At 75.4% G+C, this 19,630-nt stretch carries 18 protein-coding genes; 11 read left to right on the top strand and 7 right to left on the bottom strand.

The features are described from left to right. Positions 1–13: 13 nt before the first annotated feature. Entirely contained in the window at positions 14–244 is a 231-nt protein-coding gene (locus IE225_RS34085; protein WP_373303238.1) for a hypothetical protein, read from the bottom strand. Here IE225_RS34085 and IE225_RS34080 point away from each other — a divergent pair. Together IE225_RS34080 and IE225_RS20190 are read left to right on the top strand one after the other, a co-directional pair. After that, a complete protein-coding gene (locus IE225_RS34080) occupies positions 181–582 on the top strand; it encodes a protein-L-isoaspartate O-methyltransferase family protein (RefSeq protein ID WP_373303235.1) in 402 nt (133 codons plus the stop codon). The two genes, IE225_RS34085 and IE225_RS34080, sit on opposite strands and share 64 nt — an antisense overlap. 334 nt (positions 583–916) lie before the next feature. Then, a complete protein-coding gene (locus tag IE225_RS20190) occupies positions 917–2,242 on the top strand; it encodes a phosphoribosyltransferase family protein (RefSeq protein ID WP_190058966.1) in 1,326 nt (441 codons plus the stop codon). Positions 2,243–2,647: 405 nt separating this feature from the next. Here the strand turns inward: IE225_RS20190 and IE225_RS33310 are convergent, their stop codons facing one another. The 3 genes from IE225_RS33310 to IE225_RS20175 form a co-directional block, all read right to left on the bottom strand. Next, positions 2,648–3,109, bottom strand: a complete 462-nt coding sequence (locus IE225_RS33310) for a trypsin-like serine protease (RefSeq protein ID WP_229879798.1) — start codon at positions 3,107–3,109, stop codon at positions 2,648–2,650. A 259-nt stretch (positions 3,110–3,368) separates the two neighbouring features. After that, entirely contained in the window at positions 3,369–6,179 is a 2,811-nt protein-coding gene (locus IE225_RS20180; protein ID WP_190058965.1) for a helix-turn-helix transcriptional regulator, read from the bottom strand. 389 nt (positions 6,180–6,568) lie between these two features. Next, complete coding sequence (locus tag IE225_RS20175; RefSeq protein WP_190058964.1) at positions 6,569–7,402, bottom strand: LuxR C-terminal-related transcriptional regulator; 834 nt, start codon at positions 7,400–7,402, stop codon at positions 6,569–6,571. Between the two features lie 374 nt (positions 7,403–7,776). Between IE225_RS20175 and IE225_RS20170 the strand changes: the two genes are divergently transcribed. Together IE225_RS20170 and IE225_RS20165 are read left to right on the top strand one after the other, a co-directional pair. Further along, entirely contained in the window at positions 7,777–9,450 is a 1,674-nt protein-coding gene (locus tag IE225_RS20170; RefSeq protein ID WP_190058963.1) for an AMP-binding protein, read from the top strand. Then, positions 9,447–11,054: an AMP-binding protein gene (locus IE225_RS20165; RefSeq protein ID WP_190058962.1), complete on the top strand. Its 1,608-nt coding sequence runs from the start codon at positions 9,447–9,449 to the stop codon at positions 11,052–11,054. The genes IE225_RS20170 and IE225_RS20165 overlap by 4 nt, the downstream gene beginning before the upstream one ends. A 389-nt stretch (positions 11,055–11,443) precedes the next feature. Here the strand turns inward: IE225_RS20165 and IE225_RS20160 are convergent, their stop codons facing one another. Further along, positions 11,444–12,289: a restriction endonuclease gene (locus tag IE225_RS20160; protein ID WP_229879797.1), complete on the bottom strand. Its 846-nt coding sequence runs from the start codon at positions 12,287–12,289 to the stop codon at positions 11,444–11,446. 289 nt (positions 12,290–12,578) lie between these two features. Between IE225_RS20160 and IE225_RS20155 the strand changes: the two genes are divergently transcribed. Continuing rightward, positions 12,579–12,824 carry a DUF3072 domain-containing protein gene (locus IE225_RS20155; protein WP_190058961.1) on the top strand — a complete coding sequence of 82 codons (246 nt, stop codon included), beginning with the start codon at positions 12,579–12,581 and terminating at the stop codon, positions 12,822–12,824. A gap of 25 nt (positions 12,825–12,849) precedes the next feature. On the opposite strand, the gene IE225_RS20150 is transcribed toward IE225_RS20155, so the two are convergent. Beyond that, positions 12,850–13,632 (bottom strand): hypothetical protein, encoded by a 783-nt coding sequence (locus IE225_RS20150; protein ID WP_190058960.1) that lies wholly within the window; start codon positions 13,630–13,632, stop codon positions 12,850–12,852. Positions 13,633–14,497: 865 nt separating this feature from the next. On the opposite strand from IE225_RS20150, the gene IE225_RS20145 reads away from it, so the two are divergent. The 6 genes from IE225_RS20145 to IE225_RS20120 all read left to right on the top strand — a co-directional run bounded on the left by IE225_RS20145 (position 14,498) and on the right by IE225_RS20120 (position 18,692). After that, the gene (locus IE225_RS20145) at positions 14,498–14,776 is read left to right on the top strand and encodes a hypothetical protein (RefSeq protein ID WP_190058959.1); all 279 of its coding nucleotides are present in this window, start codon (positions 14,498–14,500) and stop codon (positions 14,774–14,776) included. After that, complete coding sequence (locus IE225_RS20140) at positions 14,773–15,177, top strand: helix-turn-helix domain-containing protein (RefSeq protein ID WP_190058958.1); 405 nt, start codon at positions 14,773–14,775, stop codon at positions 15,175–15,177. The genes IE225_RS20145 and IE225_RS20140 overlap by 4 nt, the downstream gene beginning before the upstream one ends. A 256-nt stretch (positions 15,178–15,433) precedes the next feature. Beyond that, on the top strand, positions 15,434–15,961 hold the full coding sequence (gene uraD, locus IE225_RS20135) for a 2-oxo-4-hydroxy-4-carboxy-5-ureidoimidazoline decarboxylase (protein ID WP_190058957.1): 528 nt from the start codon (positions 15,434–15,436) through the stop codon (positions 15,959–15,961). Next, positions 15,958–16,356: a hydroxyisourate hydrolase gene (gene uraH, locus IE225_RS20130; protein WP_190058956.1), complete on the top strand. Its 399-nt coding sequence runs from the start codon at positions 15,958–15,960 to the stop codon at positions 16,354–16,356. Before uraD ends, uraH begins: the two co-directional genes overlap by 4 nt. Positions 16,357–16,360: 4 nt before the next feature. Beyond that, complete coding sequence (gene pucL, locus IE225_RS20125) at positions 16,361–17,281, top strand: factor-independent urate hydroxylase (RefSeq protein WP_190058955.1); 921 nt, start codon at positions 16,361–16,363, stop codon at positions 17,279–17,281. 34 nt (positions 17,282–17,315) lie between these two features. Beyond that, positions 17,316–18,692 carry an 8-oxoguanine deaminase gene (locus IE225_RS20120; RefSeq protein ID WP_190058954.1) on the top strand — a complete coding sequence of 459 codons (1,377 nt, stop codon included), beginning with the start codon at positions 17,316–17,318 and terminating at the stop codon, positions 18,690–18,692. Positions 18,693–19,188: 496 nt separating this feature from the next. Here the strand turns inward: IE225_RS20120 and IE225_RS20115 are convergent, their stop codons facing one another. Continuing rightward, on the bottom strand, positions 19,189–19,614 hold the full coding sequence (locus tag IE225_RS20115; protein WP_190058953.1) for an acyl-CoA thioesterase: 426 nt from the start codon (positions 19,612–19,614) through the stop codon (positions 19,189–19,191). Positions 19,615–19,630 lie beyond the last annotated feature (16 nt).

The following is a 19,630-nucleotide window of genomic DNA, read 5'->3' as shown; positions in this document are numbered from 1 at the left end:
GGTCGTGGCCTCCTCACGTCACCACGGCGTCGATCGGCATGAAGACGGCCACGGCGAGCAGCACCAGGGCGAAGGCCCGCTGAAGCGTGTGCCCGGAGACCTTCGCGGCCGTCCGGGACCGCGGCATGCGCAGGGCGGCCGCTCCCGCGACCACGGCGAAGGCCGCCGTCGGCGCGGCACGTGCGCCGCGGGCCGCGAGCAGTTCCGCAGCCTGCCGGGAGCGGTTGCCCGAGCGGTGGATCACGACCGGGGGCCGTGCCCGCGCCCTCCCGGGCAGCGGGGCTCCGCCGGCCGGCGCGGACAGCGGCAGGCGCGCGGCCGCCTCCTGGACGGGACGGCAGCGGAGGCGTGCCGGACCGCGCCCCGTACGACGCGATCGTCGTGTCCGCCGCGTTCCCGGAGGTTCCCGCGCCGCCGGCCGGGCAACTGCGCCGCGGCGGCCGCCTGGTACAGCCCGTCGGGCCGGACGGCCGGGAGCAGGTCGTGTCCTTCCTGCGCACCGCGACGGGGCTGGAGCGCCGGCGGATGCTCACGCCCGCGCATTTCGTCCGCCTGCGGGGACGGTACGGCTTCCCCTCCTGAGCCGCGCCGGCCGGCGGAGGCGGACCGCGCAGCCCGGCGCCGTGCTTTGTCCCTGACGTCCCTGACGTCCCTGACATCCCGGGCGTCCGCGTGTCCGCGTGTCCGCGTGTCCGAGCGCCCGCGCGCCCGAGCGCCCGTTCCGCCCTCACGCAGGCCGTTCCTCTCTCCCAGCTCTCCGCTCTCCCCGCTCTCCCCGCTCTCCGCCTCCCCGCATGCGAGGCGAGCCCGGGGTGCGGTGCGCAGCGGTGCGCATCGGTTCTTCGCGGGGGTGAGGATGGAAGTACGGGGCGCAGGCGTCGCCCACCGCGTTCCTCCGGGGTGAGGAGGTCGGATCGTGTTCTTCCTGGATCGTCGTGACGCGGGACGACAGCTGGCCGCTCGGCTGGCGCACTTCAAGGGGGCCGAGGTGGTGGTGCTCGGTCTGCCCCGGGGCGGGGTTCCGGTCGCCGCGGAGGTCGCGAGGGCCCTGGGCGCCCCGCTGGATCTCTGCCTGGTGCGCAAGCTGGGCGTGCCGTTCCAGCCGGAGCTGGGGATGGGAGCGATCGGTGAGGGCGGTGTGCGCGTGATCAACGACGACGTGGTGCGCACGGCGCATGTCACCCCGGAGGAACTGGCCGAGGTCGAGGCCCGTGAGCGGACGGTGCTGGAGAGCCGCGCCCGGCGCTATCGGGGCGACCGGGAACCGGTCGGGCTCGAGGGCCGCACGGTGCTGGTGGTCGACGACGGGGTGGCCACGGGATCGACGGCGCGCGCCGCCTGCCGGATCGCCCGCGCCCAAGGGGCCGCACGGGTCGTGCTGGCGGTCCCCGTGGCACCGCACGGCTGGACCGCCCGGCTGGGTGAGGACGCCGACGAACTGGTGTCCCCGTACACCCCGCGGGGCTTCTCCGCGATCGGCCAGTTCTACGCCGACTTCTCCCAGACCGACGACGACGAGGTCGTCGCCTGTCTGGAAGAGGCGGCCGCCCGCCTGGCGGGCCCCCGCCGGCCCGAGCCGCGTCACACCGCTCCCGAGGACCGGGAGGTGGACGTGCGGGCCGGTGCGGTAGTGCTGCGCGGGCAGTTGACCGTACCCGGGGACGCGGTCGGAGTGGTGCTGTTCGCACACGGCAGCGGCAGCAGCCGGAACAGCCCGCGCAACCGGTTCGTCGCCGCCGGGCTGAACCGGGCGGGGCTGGGCACCCTGCTGTTCGACCTGCTCACCGAGGAGGAGGGAGACGACCGGGCCAACGTCTTCGACACGGGCCTGCTGGCCCGGCGTCTGGCGGACGCCACCGGCTGGCTGCGCGGACGGCCCGAGTACGAGGGGCTGCCCGTCGGGTACTTCGGCGCCAGCACCGGCGCGGCCGCCGCGCTGTGGGCGGCCGGCGAGCCCGGCGCGCGGGTCGCCGCGGTCGTCTCGCGGGGCGGCCGGCCCGACCTGGCCGGACCGCGGCTGCCGGCGGTGACGGCGCCCACGCTGCTGATCGTCGGGGGCCTGGACCGGGTGGTGCTCGACCTCAACCGCGACGCGCAGGCTCGGCTGCGGTGTGAGAACCGGCTCGCGGTCGTCCCCGGCGCGACCCACCTCTTCGAGGAGCCCGGTGCCCTGGAGCAGGTCACCGATCTGGCGCGTGACTGGTTCACCGATCACATGGCCCCGGTCTCCCACGCGGTCTGAGGCCCGCCCGCGCGGTCCGGTCACGGGCGGACGCCCGGGTGTCCGGGTACGACGGCACGGGTCCCGTGCCGTCGCCTCACGGGCCGGGACTCTCCTCACGCCGGGCGCGTCGCCGGGGCGTCGCGGCTGCCTCCCGGGGCCGGGGCTGCGTCGGCGGCCTGCCGGGTGGGGCGTGCGGCGATCACCGGGCAGGCTGCCGAGCAGGGCGTACGGGACGAACGCCCCCGGGAGTGGGGACGGCGCGGGGCGCAGGGAGGCCAGAAGAGACAGGGAGGCCAGGAGGGAGCAGGGAGACCAGGAGGGGACAGAGAGGGAGCGGGGCGGCATGGAGAGGGGGCGCTGCGGGCCGCTCGTGGAGGCTCGCAGCGCCCCCCCCGGCATGCACCTGAGGGGTCCTCGGGGTCCTCAGGCAGGTCTTCCGGGATGGGAGACGCCCCGTGTGCGCACGACGCCCCGTGCGCGCACGCGGCCGGGGAACGCGGCCGGCCCGGCGGGCCGGGTGCGCGCCTCCGGGCGCCCCGCCCCGGCGCGGTTCCCGCCCCGGGAAGTGATCCCTGCCAGGACGCCCCCGCTGAGGAGGGGGCCGCCGCTGTCGCCCTGGCAGGTGTCCACGCCACCGGACGGGTGTCCGGGGCAGATCGTGTCGCTCGCGGCGGAGCCGGAGCCGTGGCAGGGCCCGCGGCGGGCCTTGCCGGGGTGGGAGCCGGGGACGAGGGGCGCGGTCGCGGTCCGCGGCCGGCCGGCGAGGCCGCCGGTCGTACAGGTCGTCGCCCGGCCCGGGACGCGGACGGCGGCGCCGGCCGCGCGGGCGGCAGCGGCCGCGGCGGTGCGGGCGGCGGCCCGTCTGGCGCGGGTCAGGCCGGACATGCGTCTCCTCGCAAGGGGGTTGCCGGTGGGGGCGCGCGGGTGGGGGTGGTGCACGGGGATTCCGGGACGGACTCCCCGTGTGCCCGGGCGAGCGGCACGCCCTCACGCTAGGACGGCGTCCGGCGGCTCCCAATGAGGGAAGCCCCTAAGGGAGTTGGGGGAGGGAAAACCCTCGGTGGCCGCGCGGACGGCCCACCGGGCGGCTACACCACCGGGCGACCCGCCGGGCGGCCACATCACCGGGCGACCCGCCGGGCGGCTACGCCGGCGGGCGGCCCGCCGCCAGTCTGACGATGTCCACCCGCGAACGGATCCCGAGTTTGCGGTAGACGCGGGTCAGGGTCGCCTCGACCGTCTTGACGCTGATGAACAGCCGCGCGGCGATCTCCCGGTTGGTGGCGCCCTCCATGACGAGCGCGGCGACCCGCCGCTCCATCGCCGCCAGCCCCTCCAGCGCGGCGGGAGCGGCGGGCCGCGCCTCGGCGTGCTCCGCCGCGGTCCCGGCCGCGGCCGCCTCGACGGCCCGCAGCCACGGCAGCGCCCGGCACCGCCGGAACAGCCGCGCCGCCTCCTCGAACGCCGCCGCCCCGGCCCCGCCGAAGCGCAGCCGGGCCAGCGCGAACGCGGCCCGCGCCTCCTCCAGGCCGTAGCCGAGCTTGCCGAGCCGGTCCCGCACGGACGCCAGCCGGCCCGCGGCCGCCTCCACCTCGCCGCGCGCCGCGAGCACCAGCGCCTCCGACCGGTCCAGCACGGCCAGCACGCTCTCCCGGCCCAGCCGCAGCGCGTGCTCGCGCGTGGTGTCGATGACGTCCTGCGCCTCGGCCGGCTCCCCGATCGCGACCAGCGCCTCGGCCAGGTCCCCGTGCCAGCGGCCGCGCGCCGGATCGGTGATGCCCAGGCTCCGCTCCAGCTCCCGCACCCGCCGCAGCGACGCCACGGCCGCCCGCGCGTCCCCGGCCACCAACTGGGCGTACCCCAGGGCGCCCAGGGCCCGCGACAGGTACATCTGGTCGCCGTCCTCCTCGGCGTGCTCCGCCGCCTCCCGGGCCAGCGCCAGCGCCCGGCCGGTGTCCCCGCCGGAGGCCTCCGCCAGCGAGGTGAGCATGGCGGAGGCGCCCTCGCCGATGCCGGTGTCACGGGCCAGCCCGAGGCTCTCCCGGGCCAGGTCCAGGGCGCGCGAGCAGTGCCCGGAGCGCAGCTCGGTCTCGGCCAGGCCGCGCAGGAAGTGCACCTCGCTCTCCACCGAGCCGCGCCGCCGCACCTCGCGCAGCAGCCCGGTGATCGTGGTGCGGGCCTCGGCCAGCCGGTCGCTCATGATCAGCCAGCGGAAGCGGGCCGAGCCGGCGCCGTTGTGGTGGCACGCCACCTCCGGGTCCTGCGGCTCCCGCAACGCGCGCTTGATGGTCGCCGGGGCGTCCGGGTGGCCCATCAGGGTCTCGGTCTGCGCCTGGAAGGACAGCGCCATCAGCTCGGTGCGGCGGTCGCCGCCGCGCGCCGCCAGCCGCGCCGCGTGCGCGGCCTCCTCCCGCGCCTCGGCGAAGTCGCCCTGCACCAGCAGCGCCCGCCAGGCGAGCTGGTAGTGGATGAGGGCGAGCAGCCGCGGGTCGTCGCCGGCGTCGGCCAGGGCCTGCGGGAAGACCGAGTCGACCTCCGTCATGGCCTGACCCGCGGTGTCGATCACCACGATCCAGGCCCGCACCCGCTCCGCCGGATCGGTCGTCCGGGCCAGCACCTCGCGCGCGATGTCCCGCGCCAGGTCCACCTCGCCCGCGGTGATCGCGTCCTCGGCGGCCTGCAGCCGGTGTTCCTCCGGGCCGGGCACGCCGTCCGGCGGGGTGTGCCGGGCGGCCAGCAGCCCGAGGGAGGCCGCCACCGAGGGGGCGCCGCGGTCCCGGGCCAGCGCGGCGGCCTCGGCGAGCCGGGCGGCCACCTCCGGGTCGGTGCCGGTGGTGGCCAGGGCCAGGTGACGGGCCCGCTCGATCGGGTCGGAGGCCGCCGTGGACAGCGCCGCGTGCGCCGCGCGCCGCTCCTGCGCGGGCGCCTCCGCGTACAGCGCCGCCGAGATCAGCGGGTGCGCGAACCGCAGGGCCGGCTCGTCCGGGTCGGTGACCAGCAGGCCCAGCTCGGCGGCCCGCGCGCACTCGGCCTCGGCGTCGGCGCGGCCCGCCGCGTGCAGCAGCGCCAGCGTGGGGCGCGCGCCGGCGCTGGCCACCAGCAGCGTGCGGCGCGCCTCGGCGGACAGCATCTCCAGCCGGCTGAGCACCAGCGCCCGCAGCGAGGTCGGCACCGGCAGCGGCTCGCCGGGGCGGGGCGCGGTGGGGCTCTCGGCGAGGGCGCGGCCCAGTTCCAGGGCGAAGAGCGGGTTGCCGCCGCTGGTGCGGTGGATGTCGCGGACGGTGGAGCGGGGCAGGCCGGTGTAGCCGCGGTGGGTGAGCAGCTCGGAGACCTGCGCGCGGGTGAGCGGGCCGAGGCGGACGGCGAGCGTGTCCGGCGGGCAGGCGCGCAGGTGACGGTCGTACTCCTCGCCCTCGGTGCGCACCGCGCACAGCAGCCGCACCGGGGTGTCGCCCAGGCGGCGGGCGGCGAAGCCGAGCAGCTCCGCGCTGGCCGCGTCCAGCCACTGCAGGTCGTCGGCGACCACCAGCACCGGGCCGTCGGCGGCCAGCGCGCGCAGCGCCGACAGCACCGCCAGGCGCAGCGCGAGGCCGTCGCTGTGCAGGGTGGAGTCGCCGCGGCCGGTGAGCGCGGACTCCAGCGCCGTGCGCTGCGCCGCGGGCAGCCGGCCGGACACCCGGTCCAGGACCAGGCCGAAGAGGTCGGCGAGCGCCAGGAACGGCAGGTGCGATTCGGACTCGGTCGCCGAGCAGCGCAACACGGTGCGGGCCGTGGCGCCGTATTCCGCGGCCAATGCCCGCAGCAATGTCGACTTTCCTATTCCGGCCGGACCGTGCAGGAGCACGCTGCCGCCCCGGCCGAGCTGCGCGCGCGCCGTCGCGTACGGCTGCTCCCGGCCGATGACCAGGTCGGAGCGGTAGCTCGCCGGCTCCTGGAACTCCCGTCGCACGGTCACCGCTCCCCTCCTGTGTCGTGTTCTGGCCAAAGTTTAGGCACCGGTGCCGGAAATCGGGCGGGCGGTAAGTCCGAAAAGGGCCGGGAGCGGCGCGGCGGCGGAAATTCACCGGGGCGGGGAGGGAATGGGCGGTGCCGCCGGGGCGGCCGTGGGGGCCGGGCAGGAACGGCCGTGAGGGCGGCCGCAGGGGGGCGGCAGGGGGCAGGCGTAAGGGCCGGGCAGGAACGGCCGCGGATGCCGGGCCAGGGGGGCCGTGAGGGCCGGGCCGGGGCATCGCGGGCGCGCCGGCAACTCCCGGCCGCCTGCCCGAACAACCCGCCCACGACAGCCGCACCTTACGACGGCTGCCCCTTACGACAGCCGTCCCCTACGCCTACGACAGCCACCCCTCACGGCAGCACCCCCGCCCGGCGGGCGGCGACCACCGCCTCGCCGCGGGTGTGCGCGCCGAGCTTGCGCATGGCCGACCGCAGGTAGGCCTTCACCGTCTCCGGGCGCAGCCCCAGCCGCTCGGCCACGCCGGCGTTCGTCGCCCCCTCGGCCACACACGCCAGCACGTCCACCTCCCGGGGCGCCAGCGACACCCGCCCGGTCGGCACCCCCGTGGCCAACAGCCCGCACACGCCGAGGAGTTCGGCCCGCAGGTCCGGGTCGGTGATCCGGGGGACCAGGGCCCGCAGCGCCGCGTGCGCCTCCCGCACCTGCTCCCAGGCCGGCCCCGCCGCGCCGCCTTGGACGGGCTCCGGCCGCACCGCGCCCAGCAGCTCCCGCGCCTCCTCCCGGACCACCAGCGCCTGCTCGACGTCCCGCGCCGCCTCCACGGCCGCGGTGAGGGTGCGGTCGCCCAGCGGCTGGACGGTGCGCAGGGCGCCGTAGAGCACGCCGCGCACCCGGCGCCGCACCACGATCGGCACCGCCAGGATCGACCGCAGCCCCTCCGCGGCCACCGGGGCGTCGTACTCGTGGCTGATCTGCCGGGAGGAGGAGTAGTCCGTCACCGCGCACGGCCGGGCCAGGGCCACCGCCTTGCCGCCCAGGCCGTTGCCCGAGGCCACCGTGAGCGCGCGCAGCGCCGGCGTCGCCGTCCCGCTCAGCTCGCTGATGCGCACCTGGTGCCGGCCGGGGTCGACCAGGCCGCCGAACGCGACGGGGAGTCCCGTCGTCCGCTGCAGCCGTACCAGCGCGTTCCGTATGTCGACCGCCACGGCCGCCTCTGCCGTCACTTGTCTGCCCCTTCGTCGCGGCCCTTCCCGCGGGGGAGTCCCCGGTCCGCGGCCCGGCCCCGCGGTGGCGCCCCCGTGCGGGTGAGCCCTCCGCGCGGTCCGGGCCCGGGCACGGGGCCTTTCCCGCGGCGACACCCCCGTTCGGGGGTCCTGCCACAGGCGTACACCCCCGTTCGGGGGTAGTGAGACCTGCATCACGGATTACACGATGTGCGGGAGCCGCCCGGCAATGGTCCGGCACCGCGGGAGCCAGCCGTGGGGCGCGCCGGTTCCGGACGCGTGAGCGCGCACCGGCCCGAGGGGCCGGGCACGGTCGCGCGCCCGGAACGGCTGTGAGCGCCCGGAGCGAGCGACCAGAACAGCGAGGAGGACAGATGACGACGGCGACCGAGCTCTTCCGCAGCGCGCGGGACTTCCTGCTGGAGCACCGCGAGGACTACACGGCGGCCTACGAGGGCTTCACCTGGCCCCGGCCCGAGCACTTCAACTGGGCCCTCGACTGGTTCGACGTCATCGCCGAGGGCAACGACCGCACCGCCCTGCACATCGTGGAGGAGGACGGCAGCGAGCGGCGCCTGTCCTTCGCCGAGATGGCGGAGCGCTCCAGCCGGGTCGCCAACCGGCTGCGCGAGCGCGGCGTCGAACCGGAGGACCGGGTCCTGGTCATGCTCGGCAACCAGGTCGAGCTGTGGGAGACGGCGCTGGCCGCGATGAAACTGCGCGCCGTGGTCATCCCGGCCACCCCGCTGCTCGGCCCCGCCGACCTGCGCGACCGCGTCGAACGGGGCCGCGTGAAGCACGTGATCGCGCGCGCCGGGGACGCCGGCAAGTTCGCCGACGTGCCCGGCACCTACACGCGCATCGCGGTGGGCGGGGTGCCGGAGGGCAACTGGGAGCCGTACGAGGACGCCTACGCCGCCGACGCGCGGTTCCTGCCGGACGGGCCGACCCTCGCCGACGACCCGCTGATGCTGTACTTCACCTCCGGCACGACCTCGCTGCCGAAGCTGGTGGAGCACACCCACGCCTCCTACCCGATCGGGCACCTGGCGACCATGTACTGGATCGGCCTGCAGCCCGGCGACGTGCACCTGAACATCTCCTCCCCGGGCTGGGCCAAGCACGCCTGGTCCAGCCTGTTCGCGCCGTGGAACGCGGAGGCCACGGTCTTCGTGCACCACTACACCCGCTTCGACCCGGCCCGGCTCATGGCCGAGATGGACCGCGTGGGCGTGACCACGTTCTGCGCCCCGCCGACGGTGTGGCGCATGCTCATCCAGGCCGACCTGACCCAGCTGCGGCGGCCCCCGCGCGAGGTGGTCGCCGCCGGGGAACCGCTCAACCCCGAGGTGATCGAGCAGGTGCGGCGCGCCTGGGGGGTGACCATCCGGGACGGCTTCGGGCAGACCGAGACCGCCGTACAGGTCGCCAACACCCCCGGCCAGCCGCTCAAGCCCGGCTCCATGGGCCGCCCCAGCCCCGGCTACCGCGTCGAACTGCTCGACCCGGTCACCGGCGAGCCCGGCGCCGCGGAGGGCGAGATCGCGCTCGACCTGTCCCAGCGGCCCGTGGGCCTGATGGCCGGCTACCACGGCGACGCGGACCGCACCGCGGAGGCGATGGCGGGCGGCTACTACCGCACCGGCGACATCGGCTCCCGCGACGAGGACGGCTACATCACCTTCACCGGCCGCAGCGACGACGTCTTCAAGTCCTCCGACTACCGCATCTCGCCCTTCGAGCTGGAGAGCGCCCTGCTGGAGCACGAGGCCGTCGCCGAGGCGGCCGTCGTGCCCGCGCCGGACGAGGTGCGGCTGTCGGTGCCGAAGGCGTACGTGGTGCTGGCGGAGGGCTGGGAGCCCGGACCGGACACCGCCAAGGTGCTCTTCGAGCACTCCCGCGAGGTGCTCGCCCCCTACAAGCGCATCCGCCGCATCGAGTTCGCCCCCCTGCCCAAGACCGTGTCCGGCAAGATCCGCCGCGTCGAGCTGCGCGAGGCCACCGCCCGGGGCTCGGCGACCGAGTACCGCGAGGAGGACTTCCGGTGACCACCCTCTCCTACAGCCACGGCACCAGCGAGACGCCGCTGCTGGGCGACACCATCGGCGCCGGCCTCGACCGGGCGATCGCCGCGCACCCCGAACGCGAGGCGCTCGTCGACGTGCCGTCCGGGCGGCGGTGGACATACGCCGAATTCGGCGCCGCGGTCGACGAGGTGGCCCGCGGACTGCTCGCCAAGGGGATCGCCAAGGGCGACCGGGTCGGCATCTGGGCGATCAACTGCCCCGAGTGGGTCCTCGTCCAGTACGCCACCGCCCGCATCGGCGCGATCATGGTGAACATCAACCCGGCCTACCGGGCGCACGAGCTGGAGTACGTGCTCAACCAGTCCGGCATCTCGCTGCTCGTCGCCTCCCTCGCACACAAGAGCAGCGACTACCGGGCGCTGGTCGACCAAGTGCGCGGCAACTGCCCCGAACTGCGCGAGACCGTCTACATCGGCGACCCGTCCTGGGACGCGCTCACCGCGGCGGCCGCCACGGTGCCGCAGGAACAACTGGCGGCGATCCAGGACCAGTTGAGCTGCGACGACCCGGTCAACATCCAGTACACCTCGGGCACCACCGGCTTCCCGAAAGGAGCCACACTCTCCCACCACAACATCCTCAACAACGGCTACTGGGTGGGCCGCACCATCGGCTACACGGAACAGGACCGGGTGTGCCTGCCGGTGCCCTTCTACCACTGCTTCGGCATGGTCATGGGAAACCTGGGGGCCACCTCCCACGGCGCCTGCATCGTCATCCCCGCGCCGTCCTTCGACCCGGCGGCCACGCTGCGGGCGGTGCAGCAGGAGCGGTGCACCTCCCTGTACGGCGTGCCGACCATGTTCATCGCCGAACTGAACCTGCCCGACTTCGCGACCTACGACCTCACCTCGCTGCGCACCGGCATCATGGCGGGCTCGCCCTGCCCGGTGGAGGTGATGAAACGCGTCGTCGCCGAGATGCACATGGAGCAGGTCTCCATCTGCTACGGCATGACCGAGACCTCCCCGGTGTCACTGCAGACCCGCATGGACGACGACCTGGAGCACCGCACCGGCACCGTCGGCCGGGTCCTGCCGCACATCGAGGTCAAGGTCGTCGACCCGGCGACGGGCGTGACCCTGCCACGGGGCCGCGCCGGCGAGCTGTGCACCCGCGGCTACAGCGTGATGCTCGGCTACTGGAACGAGCCCGAGAAGACCGCCGAGGCCATCGACCCCGGGCGCTGGATGCACACCGGGGACCTGGCCGTGATGCGCGAGGACGGCTACGTCGAGATCGTCGGCCGTATCAAGGACATGATCATCCGCGGCGGCGAGAACATCTACCCGCGCGAGATCGAGGAGTTCCTCTACGCCCACCCGAAGATCCGGGACGTCCAGGTCGTCGGCGTCCCGCACGAGAAGTACGGCGAGGAGGTCCTGGCCTGCGTCATCCCGCGCGACCCGGCCGACCCGCCGACCCTGCAGGACGTCCGGGCCTTCTGCGAGGGCCGGCTCGCCCACTACAAGATCCCGAGCCGGGTGGAGGTCCTCGACACCTTCCCGATGACGGTGTCCGGGAAGGTGCGGAAGGTGGAACTGCGGCGGGTCTACGGGGGGTGAGCCACGGGGGTTGGCCTATGAGGGTTGGCCCACGGCGTTGGCCTACGAGGGTTGGCCCACGGCGGTTGACCCACGGCGGTTGGCCCACGGCGGTTGGTCTACGAGGGTTGGCCCATGGCGGTTGGCCCACGGCGGTTGGCCCACAGGAGTTGGCCCACAGGAGTTGGCCCGCGGTGGTTGGCCCACGGCCGTTGGTCTACGGGAGTTGGCCTACGAGGGCTGGCCCATGGCTGTTGGCCTACGGGGGTTGGCCCATGGCTGTTGGCCTACGGGGGTTGGCCCACGGTGGTTGGCCTACGGCGGCCCACCGGCGCCGGGCCCGCCGGCGCGGCCGGTCTCCCGTGGCGCCGAACCGGCTCACCGTGGCACGGGGCCACGGGAGGCCGGGCCTACCGCGGCACGGGGCCGGGAGGCCGGATCTCCCACGGTGCCGGGCCGGTGCCGTCGCTCCAGGCGCGCAGGGCCCGGCCGTCCACGCACACGATCCCGCACTGCTCGGCGTACTCGGCGGCGGGCGCGGTCGGCTCGCTCGTGGTGACCAGGACGGCGAGGTCGGCCTCGTGGACGGTGAAGCAGGTGCCGCCGAAGCGCTGCAGGTCCTGGGAGCCCACGCGGTGCGCGGGGTCGTAGCGCTTGCACTGCAGGACGACCCGCCGCCCGTCCGGGGCCGTCGCCACGACGTCGGCGCCCAGGTCGCCCGCGCCGCCGACGACGGCGACGTCCGAGCAGCCGTCCCGCGCGCACAGGGCGGCCACCGCCTGCTCGAACTCCTCCGGCTCCAGGGCCTCGTAGCCGGTGCCGGGCCCGTCGGCCGCCGCGCCGGGTGCGCCGGATCCACCGGGTTCGCCGGGTTCGAGGAGGAGCGTGGGCTCCGTCCCGGCGCGCTCCCGACCGGCCGGGGCCCACGCCGCCGCGGGCGCGGGCGGCGGGGAGTCCAGTTCGTCCAGCGCGGTCCGGGCCGCCTCGTCGAGCGCCTCGACCGCCTCGCGCGCGGCGTGCGCCGGGGAAAAGGACCGCCGGCGCCGCCGCCGCAGGGCCAGGGCGCCCGCGGCGGCGGCGCACCCCACGGCGACCGCCCACACCGGCCGCCGCTCCAGGACGCCGGCCGCCGCGCGGGCGAGGGAGCCGGCGAGGACCACGAGGAGGGCGGCCAGCGCGAAGAACAGGGCTGTGGCGCGCAGGTCGAAGGCCCGCCGGGTGCCCGGCGGGCGCGGAGGGCGGGCAGGTGCGGCCACGGGACGTGCTCCTCTCCGGTGTGCTCGGCCGTACTCAGTGGTGCTCGGCCGTATCAGGCCGTACTCGGGGTCTCGCCGTACTCGGGTCTCTGCGTGGGGTCTTCGCGCGGCCGTCTGGTCTCCCTCCCGTACCAGCCCCTCCCGTACCGGTCCGTACCAGCCTGTACCAGCCCGTACCGGGGAAGATCGTTTGCCTCGTCCTCCCCCGGTTTCCCCCGATCGGGGACTTCACCACGCCGCGCGCCGGGACGGCCGTGCGAGGCCGGGTGCGCCGGGTACTCGGCGGGACATGAGCGAACAGAGCCCGGAGCAGGACGGCCTCCAGCCGCAGAAGGACGTCGAGGAGTGGGTCACCGGGGACGAGCCCGCGACCGGCCCGCAGCTGAGCTACCTGCGCACACTGGCCCGGGAGGCCGGCGAGGACGTGCCCGCGGACCTCACCAAGGCCGAGGCGTCCCGGATGATCGACCGCCTCCAGCGGCGGTCGCCCCGCACGGGCGGGGACGCGGCGGGCGGCGGCGCCGCGGGCCCCTGACCGGCGCGCGCCCGGCCGCCGGCCCTCATCCGGGGGCCGGACCGTCCGCACCGGCGGCGAGGGCGTCGGCGGGGGTGTTCACCGGCCGCGGGACGCCGGAGAGGGCGAGGACGAACAAGGCGACGCCGAGCGCGCCGGCGCGGACGTGGGCGTCGTCGGTGTACCCGGTCAGGGAGAAGTAGGCGCAGTCGGCGGACTCCGTCATCGCCGTGAGCCACAGGCACTCCACGTCCCGCGCGCAGGCCGGGAGCATGCGCGGGTCGACCAGGGCGAGCAGACCGCGCGCGGCCAGGCAGACGCCGGCGGCGGGCCGCTGGTCGGCACGCCGGATGTCGCGGTGGCCGAGCCGGCGCAGGTACAGCACGGTGGCGGTGACCGCGTCGCGGGCGGTGCGGATGGCGACGGAGCGGAAGGCGGGACGCGGCGCGGCGGCCCGCGCCGCGGTCACCGGAGCGGTCTCGGCGGCGGCCCGCGCCGCGGCCGCGTGCCCGGGGACGTCCGCCGCGGTCGCGTGCCCGGGGACGTCCGCCGTGGCCGTGTGGCCGTCGGCCCGCGCGGGCCGGACGCGCAGCAGGGCCCCGCACGGGCAGCCCAGCTCCGGATGCGGCCACTCGCCCGCACGGTCGCACGCCGGGCAGCGGACGGTGATCCACTGCTCCTCCCACACCGGGCGGACGACGACCACGGGCTCCGCCCCTCGGTCGAGGCGCGGAGCGACGGGGTGCCCGCAGGGGCACGGGTAGGACGGCGCCGCGTACGCGTGCACGCGTCGGCAGGCCGGGCAGCGCACCGGAACCCTCTCGGTCATGGGCCCATCGTGCTCCTGCCGGGGCCCGCCTGTCCGTCCCTCGGCGGCCTTCACCGCCACGCCCGCATGCCTTTCGGACGTGCCGCCCCCGAACAGGCCCGCAGGCTCGCCACCGGGCCGGGCCGCGCACCCGCCGCCGTCAGGGCGCCCAAGTCCCGGTCCCGGGAGGAGGGAGAGGGAACGGCAAAGAGAAGGGACGGTCCGACCGGAAGGCCGGGCCGCCCCTTCTGCTTCCCCCGTATTTCCCCCGTGTTCCCCCGTGCTTTCCCCCGTTCGTCCCCCGTGAGGTTCCCCCGTGCTTCCCCCGTTCGCCGGGCCCGCCGCCCCCGTGCCGGCGGGCCCGTGTGATGAGAATGTGCCCATGGCCGGGGGGAGTTGAAGCCCCCGGGGGCGGGTTCAGAGGTTGATTTGAGGGTGGCGTAGACGTCCTACGCCCGGTGGCGTACGGGCGCGGTGCCGCACCCGGCACCGGGGCGCGGGCGCCGACACCCACGACGTGTCAGGGGCGGGCCGCGGGCTCCGGGCCGGAGGTGGGCGCCACCCTCATCGAGGACGGCATCCGGCTGCCCGGGGAGCAACCGCCCCGGCAGGCCGGCGCGGACCCCTGGCCGGGATCCACCGCCGCGGACCCCCGCCTCCTCGCCGGCCCGCCGGATTTCGGGGCACCGGAGCAGGGCGGAGGGGCATCCGGGTCGGCTAGGGTCGCCTCGTGGCGGGCGGACGGGCTCCGTCGCGGTGGGATCGAGCGGCCTGCGGCCCATCGCGGCCGCCGAGCGGCCAGTCGGCGCGCCCCGTCGTGCCTGATGCGCCCTTGCGACGGGCGGCCCGGGCAGAAGCGCAGGCCAGAGAGGTGTTCAGGGGCACAGTGCGACTGAGAGTGGAGTTCACGACCGAGCCCTTCGACCTGGACGAGGTGCCCGCGCACGCGCTCGTGGCCCGCCAGGTCGTCGAGACGGGCGACCTGGACACGGTGGACGTCGGGCCGTTCGGCACCTCCGCCGAGGGCGGGGCGGACGCGGTGCTCACCGCCGTGGACACCCTGCTGCGCCAGACCCTGCAGGCCGGTGCCACCCGGATCTCGCTGCAGGTCAACGTCATCGGAGAAAACGTCACCGGAGAGAACGTCATCGGGGAGGAGGCGTGAGCGGCGCCGGGGACGAGCCGTTCATCGCGGCCGTGAAGCCGCTGGTCGACGCGATCGGCGGCGAGCTGGTCCCACCGGACGAGGCCGGCCCCGAGGACGTCGTCCTCGCCTGGGAGGGCGCCGACGTCGTCGCCGTACGCCTGCCGCAGCTCGCCGACTCCCTCGACCACCTCCTCGCCGCCCTGGAGCGCAAGCAGGGCAAGCCCCTCGCCGAGCTCGACCGCAAGGCCAAGCAGCAGATCGTGCGCACGCTGGAGGCCCGCGGCGCGTTCTCCGTCCGCCACGGTGTGGAGACGGTGGCGAGCGCCCTCGGCGTGAGCCGCTTCACCGTCTACAACTACCTGAACCGCGAGAAGGAGCCGGTGAACCGCGAGAAGGGGCCCGAGCGGCCCCGGGGGTGACCGCGGCTCGTCGCCGGACCGGAGCCGAACCGGGTCCGGGTCGGATCCGATTCGGGTCCGGATCGCTTCCGGATCGCTTCCGGATCGCGTCCGGGCCGGCCGGGTCGGACGTGGCCGGATCGAGTCGGCGCCCCGCACCCGTGCCACCCGTGCCACCCACATCACCCGAAATCCTCAACAAACTGTTGACCTCTCCGTCCCGGAAGGCGTTAGCTGGCGGCAGCCCGTTCCGCACCAGGCCATGACGGAGGCACGCGTGACCTCGACTTCCCCGCCGCCGGGCCTGGCCCGCTTCAACGCCCTGGCGGAGGCGGCGGCCCGCGCCGCGCTGCACGAGGTGTGCGCGAGCCGGGCGTGGGGGGAGCGGCTGCTGGCCGCACGGCCGTACGCCTCCGCGCGGGAGCTGTACGCCGCGAGCGACGCCGCGACCGCGTGGCTGACGCCCGCCGACCTGGAGGAGGCGCTGGCGGGGCACCCGCCCATCGGCCGGCCGGAGCCCGGCGATCCCGCGTCGGCGCGGGAGCAGCGCGGCATGGCCGGCGCCCCGGCGGAGCTGAGGGCGGAGATGCGGGAGCTGAACCTCGCCTACCAGGAGAGATTCGGCCACGTCTTCCTGATCTGCGCCACCGGCCGCAGCGGCGAGCAGATGCGCGACGCGCTGCGGGAACGGATCGGCAACACGCCGGAACGGGAACGTGAGATCGTCCGCACCGAGCTGGGCAGGATCAACCGGATCCGTCTCGCCCGTCTGCTGGAAGAGGAACTGGAAGAGGAAACCGCATGACCACCGGCACCCCCGCCTCCGTGTCCACGCACCTCCTGGACACCAGTGCCGGCCGCCCCGCCGCCGGCGTCGCCGTCCGCCTCGCCGCCCGCGCCGGGCGCACCGCGGACTGGCGGGACCTCGGCGGCTCCACGACCGACGCGGACGGGCGGTGCAAGGACCTCCCGGCCCTGCCGGAGGACACCACCCACGTACGGCTCGACTTCGCCGTGGAGCCGTACTTCGTGACCAGGCAGGCCGACGCGCGGCAGGACGCCCCCGCGGACCGGGGCGGCGGTGCCGGGGCGGTGTTCTTCCCGGAGGTGACGGTGACGTTCGCCGTCGCACCCGGCGAGCACTACCACGTGCCGCTGCTGCTCAGCCCGTTCGGCTACTCCGTCTACCGAGGGAGCTAGCGCCATGGCAGTCGACCCCGGCCCCGCCCGCCCCGCAGTCCTGGGCCAGAACCAGTACGGCAAGGCCGAGACCCGAGTCGTCAGGATCACCCGGGACGGCGCCACCCACCACATCAAGGACCTCGGCGTCTCGGTGTCGCTGAGCGGCGACATGGACGAGGTCCACTACTCCGGCTCCAACGCCAACGTCCTGCCGACCGACACCGCCAAGAACACGGTGTACGCGTTCGCCAAGGAGTACGGCATCGCGTCCGCCGAGCAGTTCGGCATCCACCTCGCCCGCCACTTCGTCACCTCCCAGCCGCCGATCCACCGGGCCCGCGTCCGCATCGAGGAGTACGCCTGGGAGCGCATCGAGCACTCCGGGCGGGGCGCGCACTCCTTCGTCCGCAGGGGCCAGGAGACCCGCCTGGCGCAGATCACCTACGACGGCTCGTCCTGGGAGGTGGTCTCCGGCCTGAAGGACCTGACGGTGCTGAACTCCACCGACTCCGAGTTCCGGGGCTACGTCAAGGACAAGTACACGACGCTCCCGGAGGCCCGCGACCGGATCCTGGCGACCTCGGTCCGCGCCCGCTGGCGGTTCGGCTGGACCGGCGAGGAGCAGCCGGTGCCCGACTGGGAGGAGTCCTACGCGGAGACGAAGCGGCACCTGCTGCAGGCGTTCGCCGAGACGTACTCGCTGTCGCTGCAGCAGACGCTGTACCGCATGGGCGCACGCGTCATCGAGCACCGCGGCGAGGTGGACGAGATCCGCCTCTCCCTGCCCAACCGGCACCACTTCCTCGTCGACCTGGAGCCGTTCGGGCTGAAGAACGACAACGAGGTGTACTTCGCCGCCGACCGCCCCTACGGCCTGATCGAGGCGACGATCCTGCGGGACGGCCGCGAGGCGCGGATCCCCGTCGACCTCACTCACCTGTGACGCGAACACGGAAAGTGACAGTGGAGGACGAACGATGACCCGGCGCACCGTCATCGAGAACTGCGCGATCGCGACCGTGGACGCGGACGGCACCGAGTACGCCTCCGGGCACCTGGTCCTGGCGGACGACCGCATCGAGGCGGTCGGCGCGGGCCGGGCCCCGCGGGACGTGGAGAACGTCGTGCGCCGCATCGACGCCTCCGGCCACCTCGCCACCCCGGGCCTGGTCAACACCCACCACCACTTCTACCAGTGGCTCACCCGGGGACTGGCCACCGACCACAACCTGTTCGACTGGCTCGTCGCGCTGTACCCGGTGTGGGCGCGCATCGACGAGGAGATGGTGTACGCGGCCGCGCAGGGCTCGCTCGCGATGATGGCCCGCGGCGGCGTCACCACGACGACGGACCACCACTACGTCTTCCCGCGCGGCTGCGGCGACCTGTCCGGCGTGATCGTCCGCGCCGCCCGCGAGATCGGCGTCCGCTTCACCCTCGCCCGCGGCTCCATGGATCGCGGCGAGAAGGACGGCGGCCTGCCCCCCGACTTCGCCGTGGAGAGCCTCGAAGGCGCGCTGGCCGCCACCGAGGCCACGATCGACGCCCACCACGACGCGTCCTTCGGCGCCATGACCCAGGTGGCCGTCGCCCCCTGCTCCCCGTTCTCCGTCTCCACCGAACTGCTCCGTGAGGGAGCCGAGTTGGCCCGCCGCAAGGGCGTGCGGCTGCACACGCACGGCTCGGAGACGGTGGAGGAGGAGAAGTTCTGCCGCGAGCTGTTCGGCATGGGCCCCACCGCCTACTTCGAGTCCACGGGCTGGCTCGGCGAGGACGTGTGGATGGCGCACTGCGTCCACATGACCGACGACGACATCGCCGCCTTCGCCCGCACCGGGACGGGCGTCGCCCACTGCCCGTCGTCCAACGCGCGGCTGGCGGCCGGCATCGCACGTGTGCCGGACCTGCTCGCCGTCGGTGTCCCCGTCGGCCTCGGCGTCGACGGCACTGCCTCCAACGAGTCCGGCGAACTCCACACCGAACTGCGCAACGCCCTCCTGATCAACCGCCTCGGCCCCCACCGCGAGGCCGCTCTCGGCGCCCGCCAGGTCCTGCGGCTCGGCACCCACGGAGGCGCCCAAGTGCTGGGCCGCGCACGGGAGATCGGCTCCCTGGAACCGGGCAAGCTGGCCGACCTGGTGCTGTGGCGCATGGACACGCTCGCCCACTCCTCGATCGCCGACCCGGTGGCCGCCCTCGTCCTGGGCGCCCCGGCACCCGTCACCGCCTCGTTCGTCAACGGCCGCCAGATCGTCGAGGACGGGCGGCTGCTGTCCGCGGACGAGGACGCCATCGCCCGCTCCACGCGCGAGCAGGCGCGGCGGCTGGCGCGGATCGCGGCGTCCACGGCGTGACGCGTCGGGCGGAGGCGGGGGACCGACGCCGCGTACCGATCCGGATCCGGGCGGGCGGGGACGCGGAACATCCCGTGCCCCCGCCCGCGCACGGCCCGGCCGCCCCGCACCACGTCGCCTTCAGCCGGGCACCTGTCCCGGCCCGGAAACGCCCGGCCACGCCACGAGGTTGGCCGGCAGCTCGGCCTGTTCGACCGCGTCGTCGAGGGCGTGATGGGTGGGGCGGCGCCGCGAGGGAGATGTACAGGCTGGGCTTGACACGTCGCGTGGTCATGGGGACGCAGCATCCCAGCCGGACGGGCGGTGCGCACCCGAATGCGCGGGCGGCCCGGCCCCGCGGCCGGGAGCCCGGCGGATCCGGCCGGGGCGGGCGGGGCGGGCCGCGGCGAGACGCCCGTCGGCCCCGAAGGCGCCGGGAGCAGGTCCCTGCCCTGAAGGCGCCGGGAGCAGGTCCCAGCCCGAAGACGCCGGGAGCGGGCTCCGGCGCCCGGGCCGGCTACAGGCCGAACAGGCCCGGGTCCTCGGCGAGTTCTTTGAAGCGCTCCTGCGGGTCCGTGACCAGCCGGCGCTCCTTGAGGTCCAGCAGGCCGCCGACGGCGGTGATCTCGGCCGCCACCGCGCCGTCGTCCGCCCGGCGGATCTCCTGCAGGATGCGGAACGTCTTGCCCTCGCCCCACTCGAAGGCGCAGGTCACGTCCACCTCGTCGCCCGCCAGCAGCTCGCGCCGGTAGCGGATGGTGGTCTCCAGGGCGACCGGGCCCACGCCCTGGGAGACCAGCCCGTGCTGGCTCACCCCGGCCGCCTGCAGCAGCGACCAGCGGGCGTGCTCGGCGTAGTTGAGGTAGACCGCCTGGTTGAGGTGGCCCTGCACGTCGGTCTCGTAGCCCCGGACGGTCACCCGGACGGAAAACGGTTCGCTCACGACAGACAGCCCCTTC

The sequence above is a fragment of the Streptomyces echinoruber genome, assembly GCF_014651135.1.
In the GTDB taxonomy this organism is placed as follows: Bacteria; Actinomycetota; Actinomycetes; order Streptomycetales; family Streptomycetaceae; genus Streptomyces; species Streptomyces echinoruber.
This window is presented reverse-complemented; position numbering and strand designations above follow the sequence as displayed.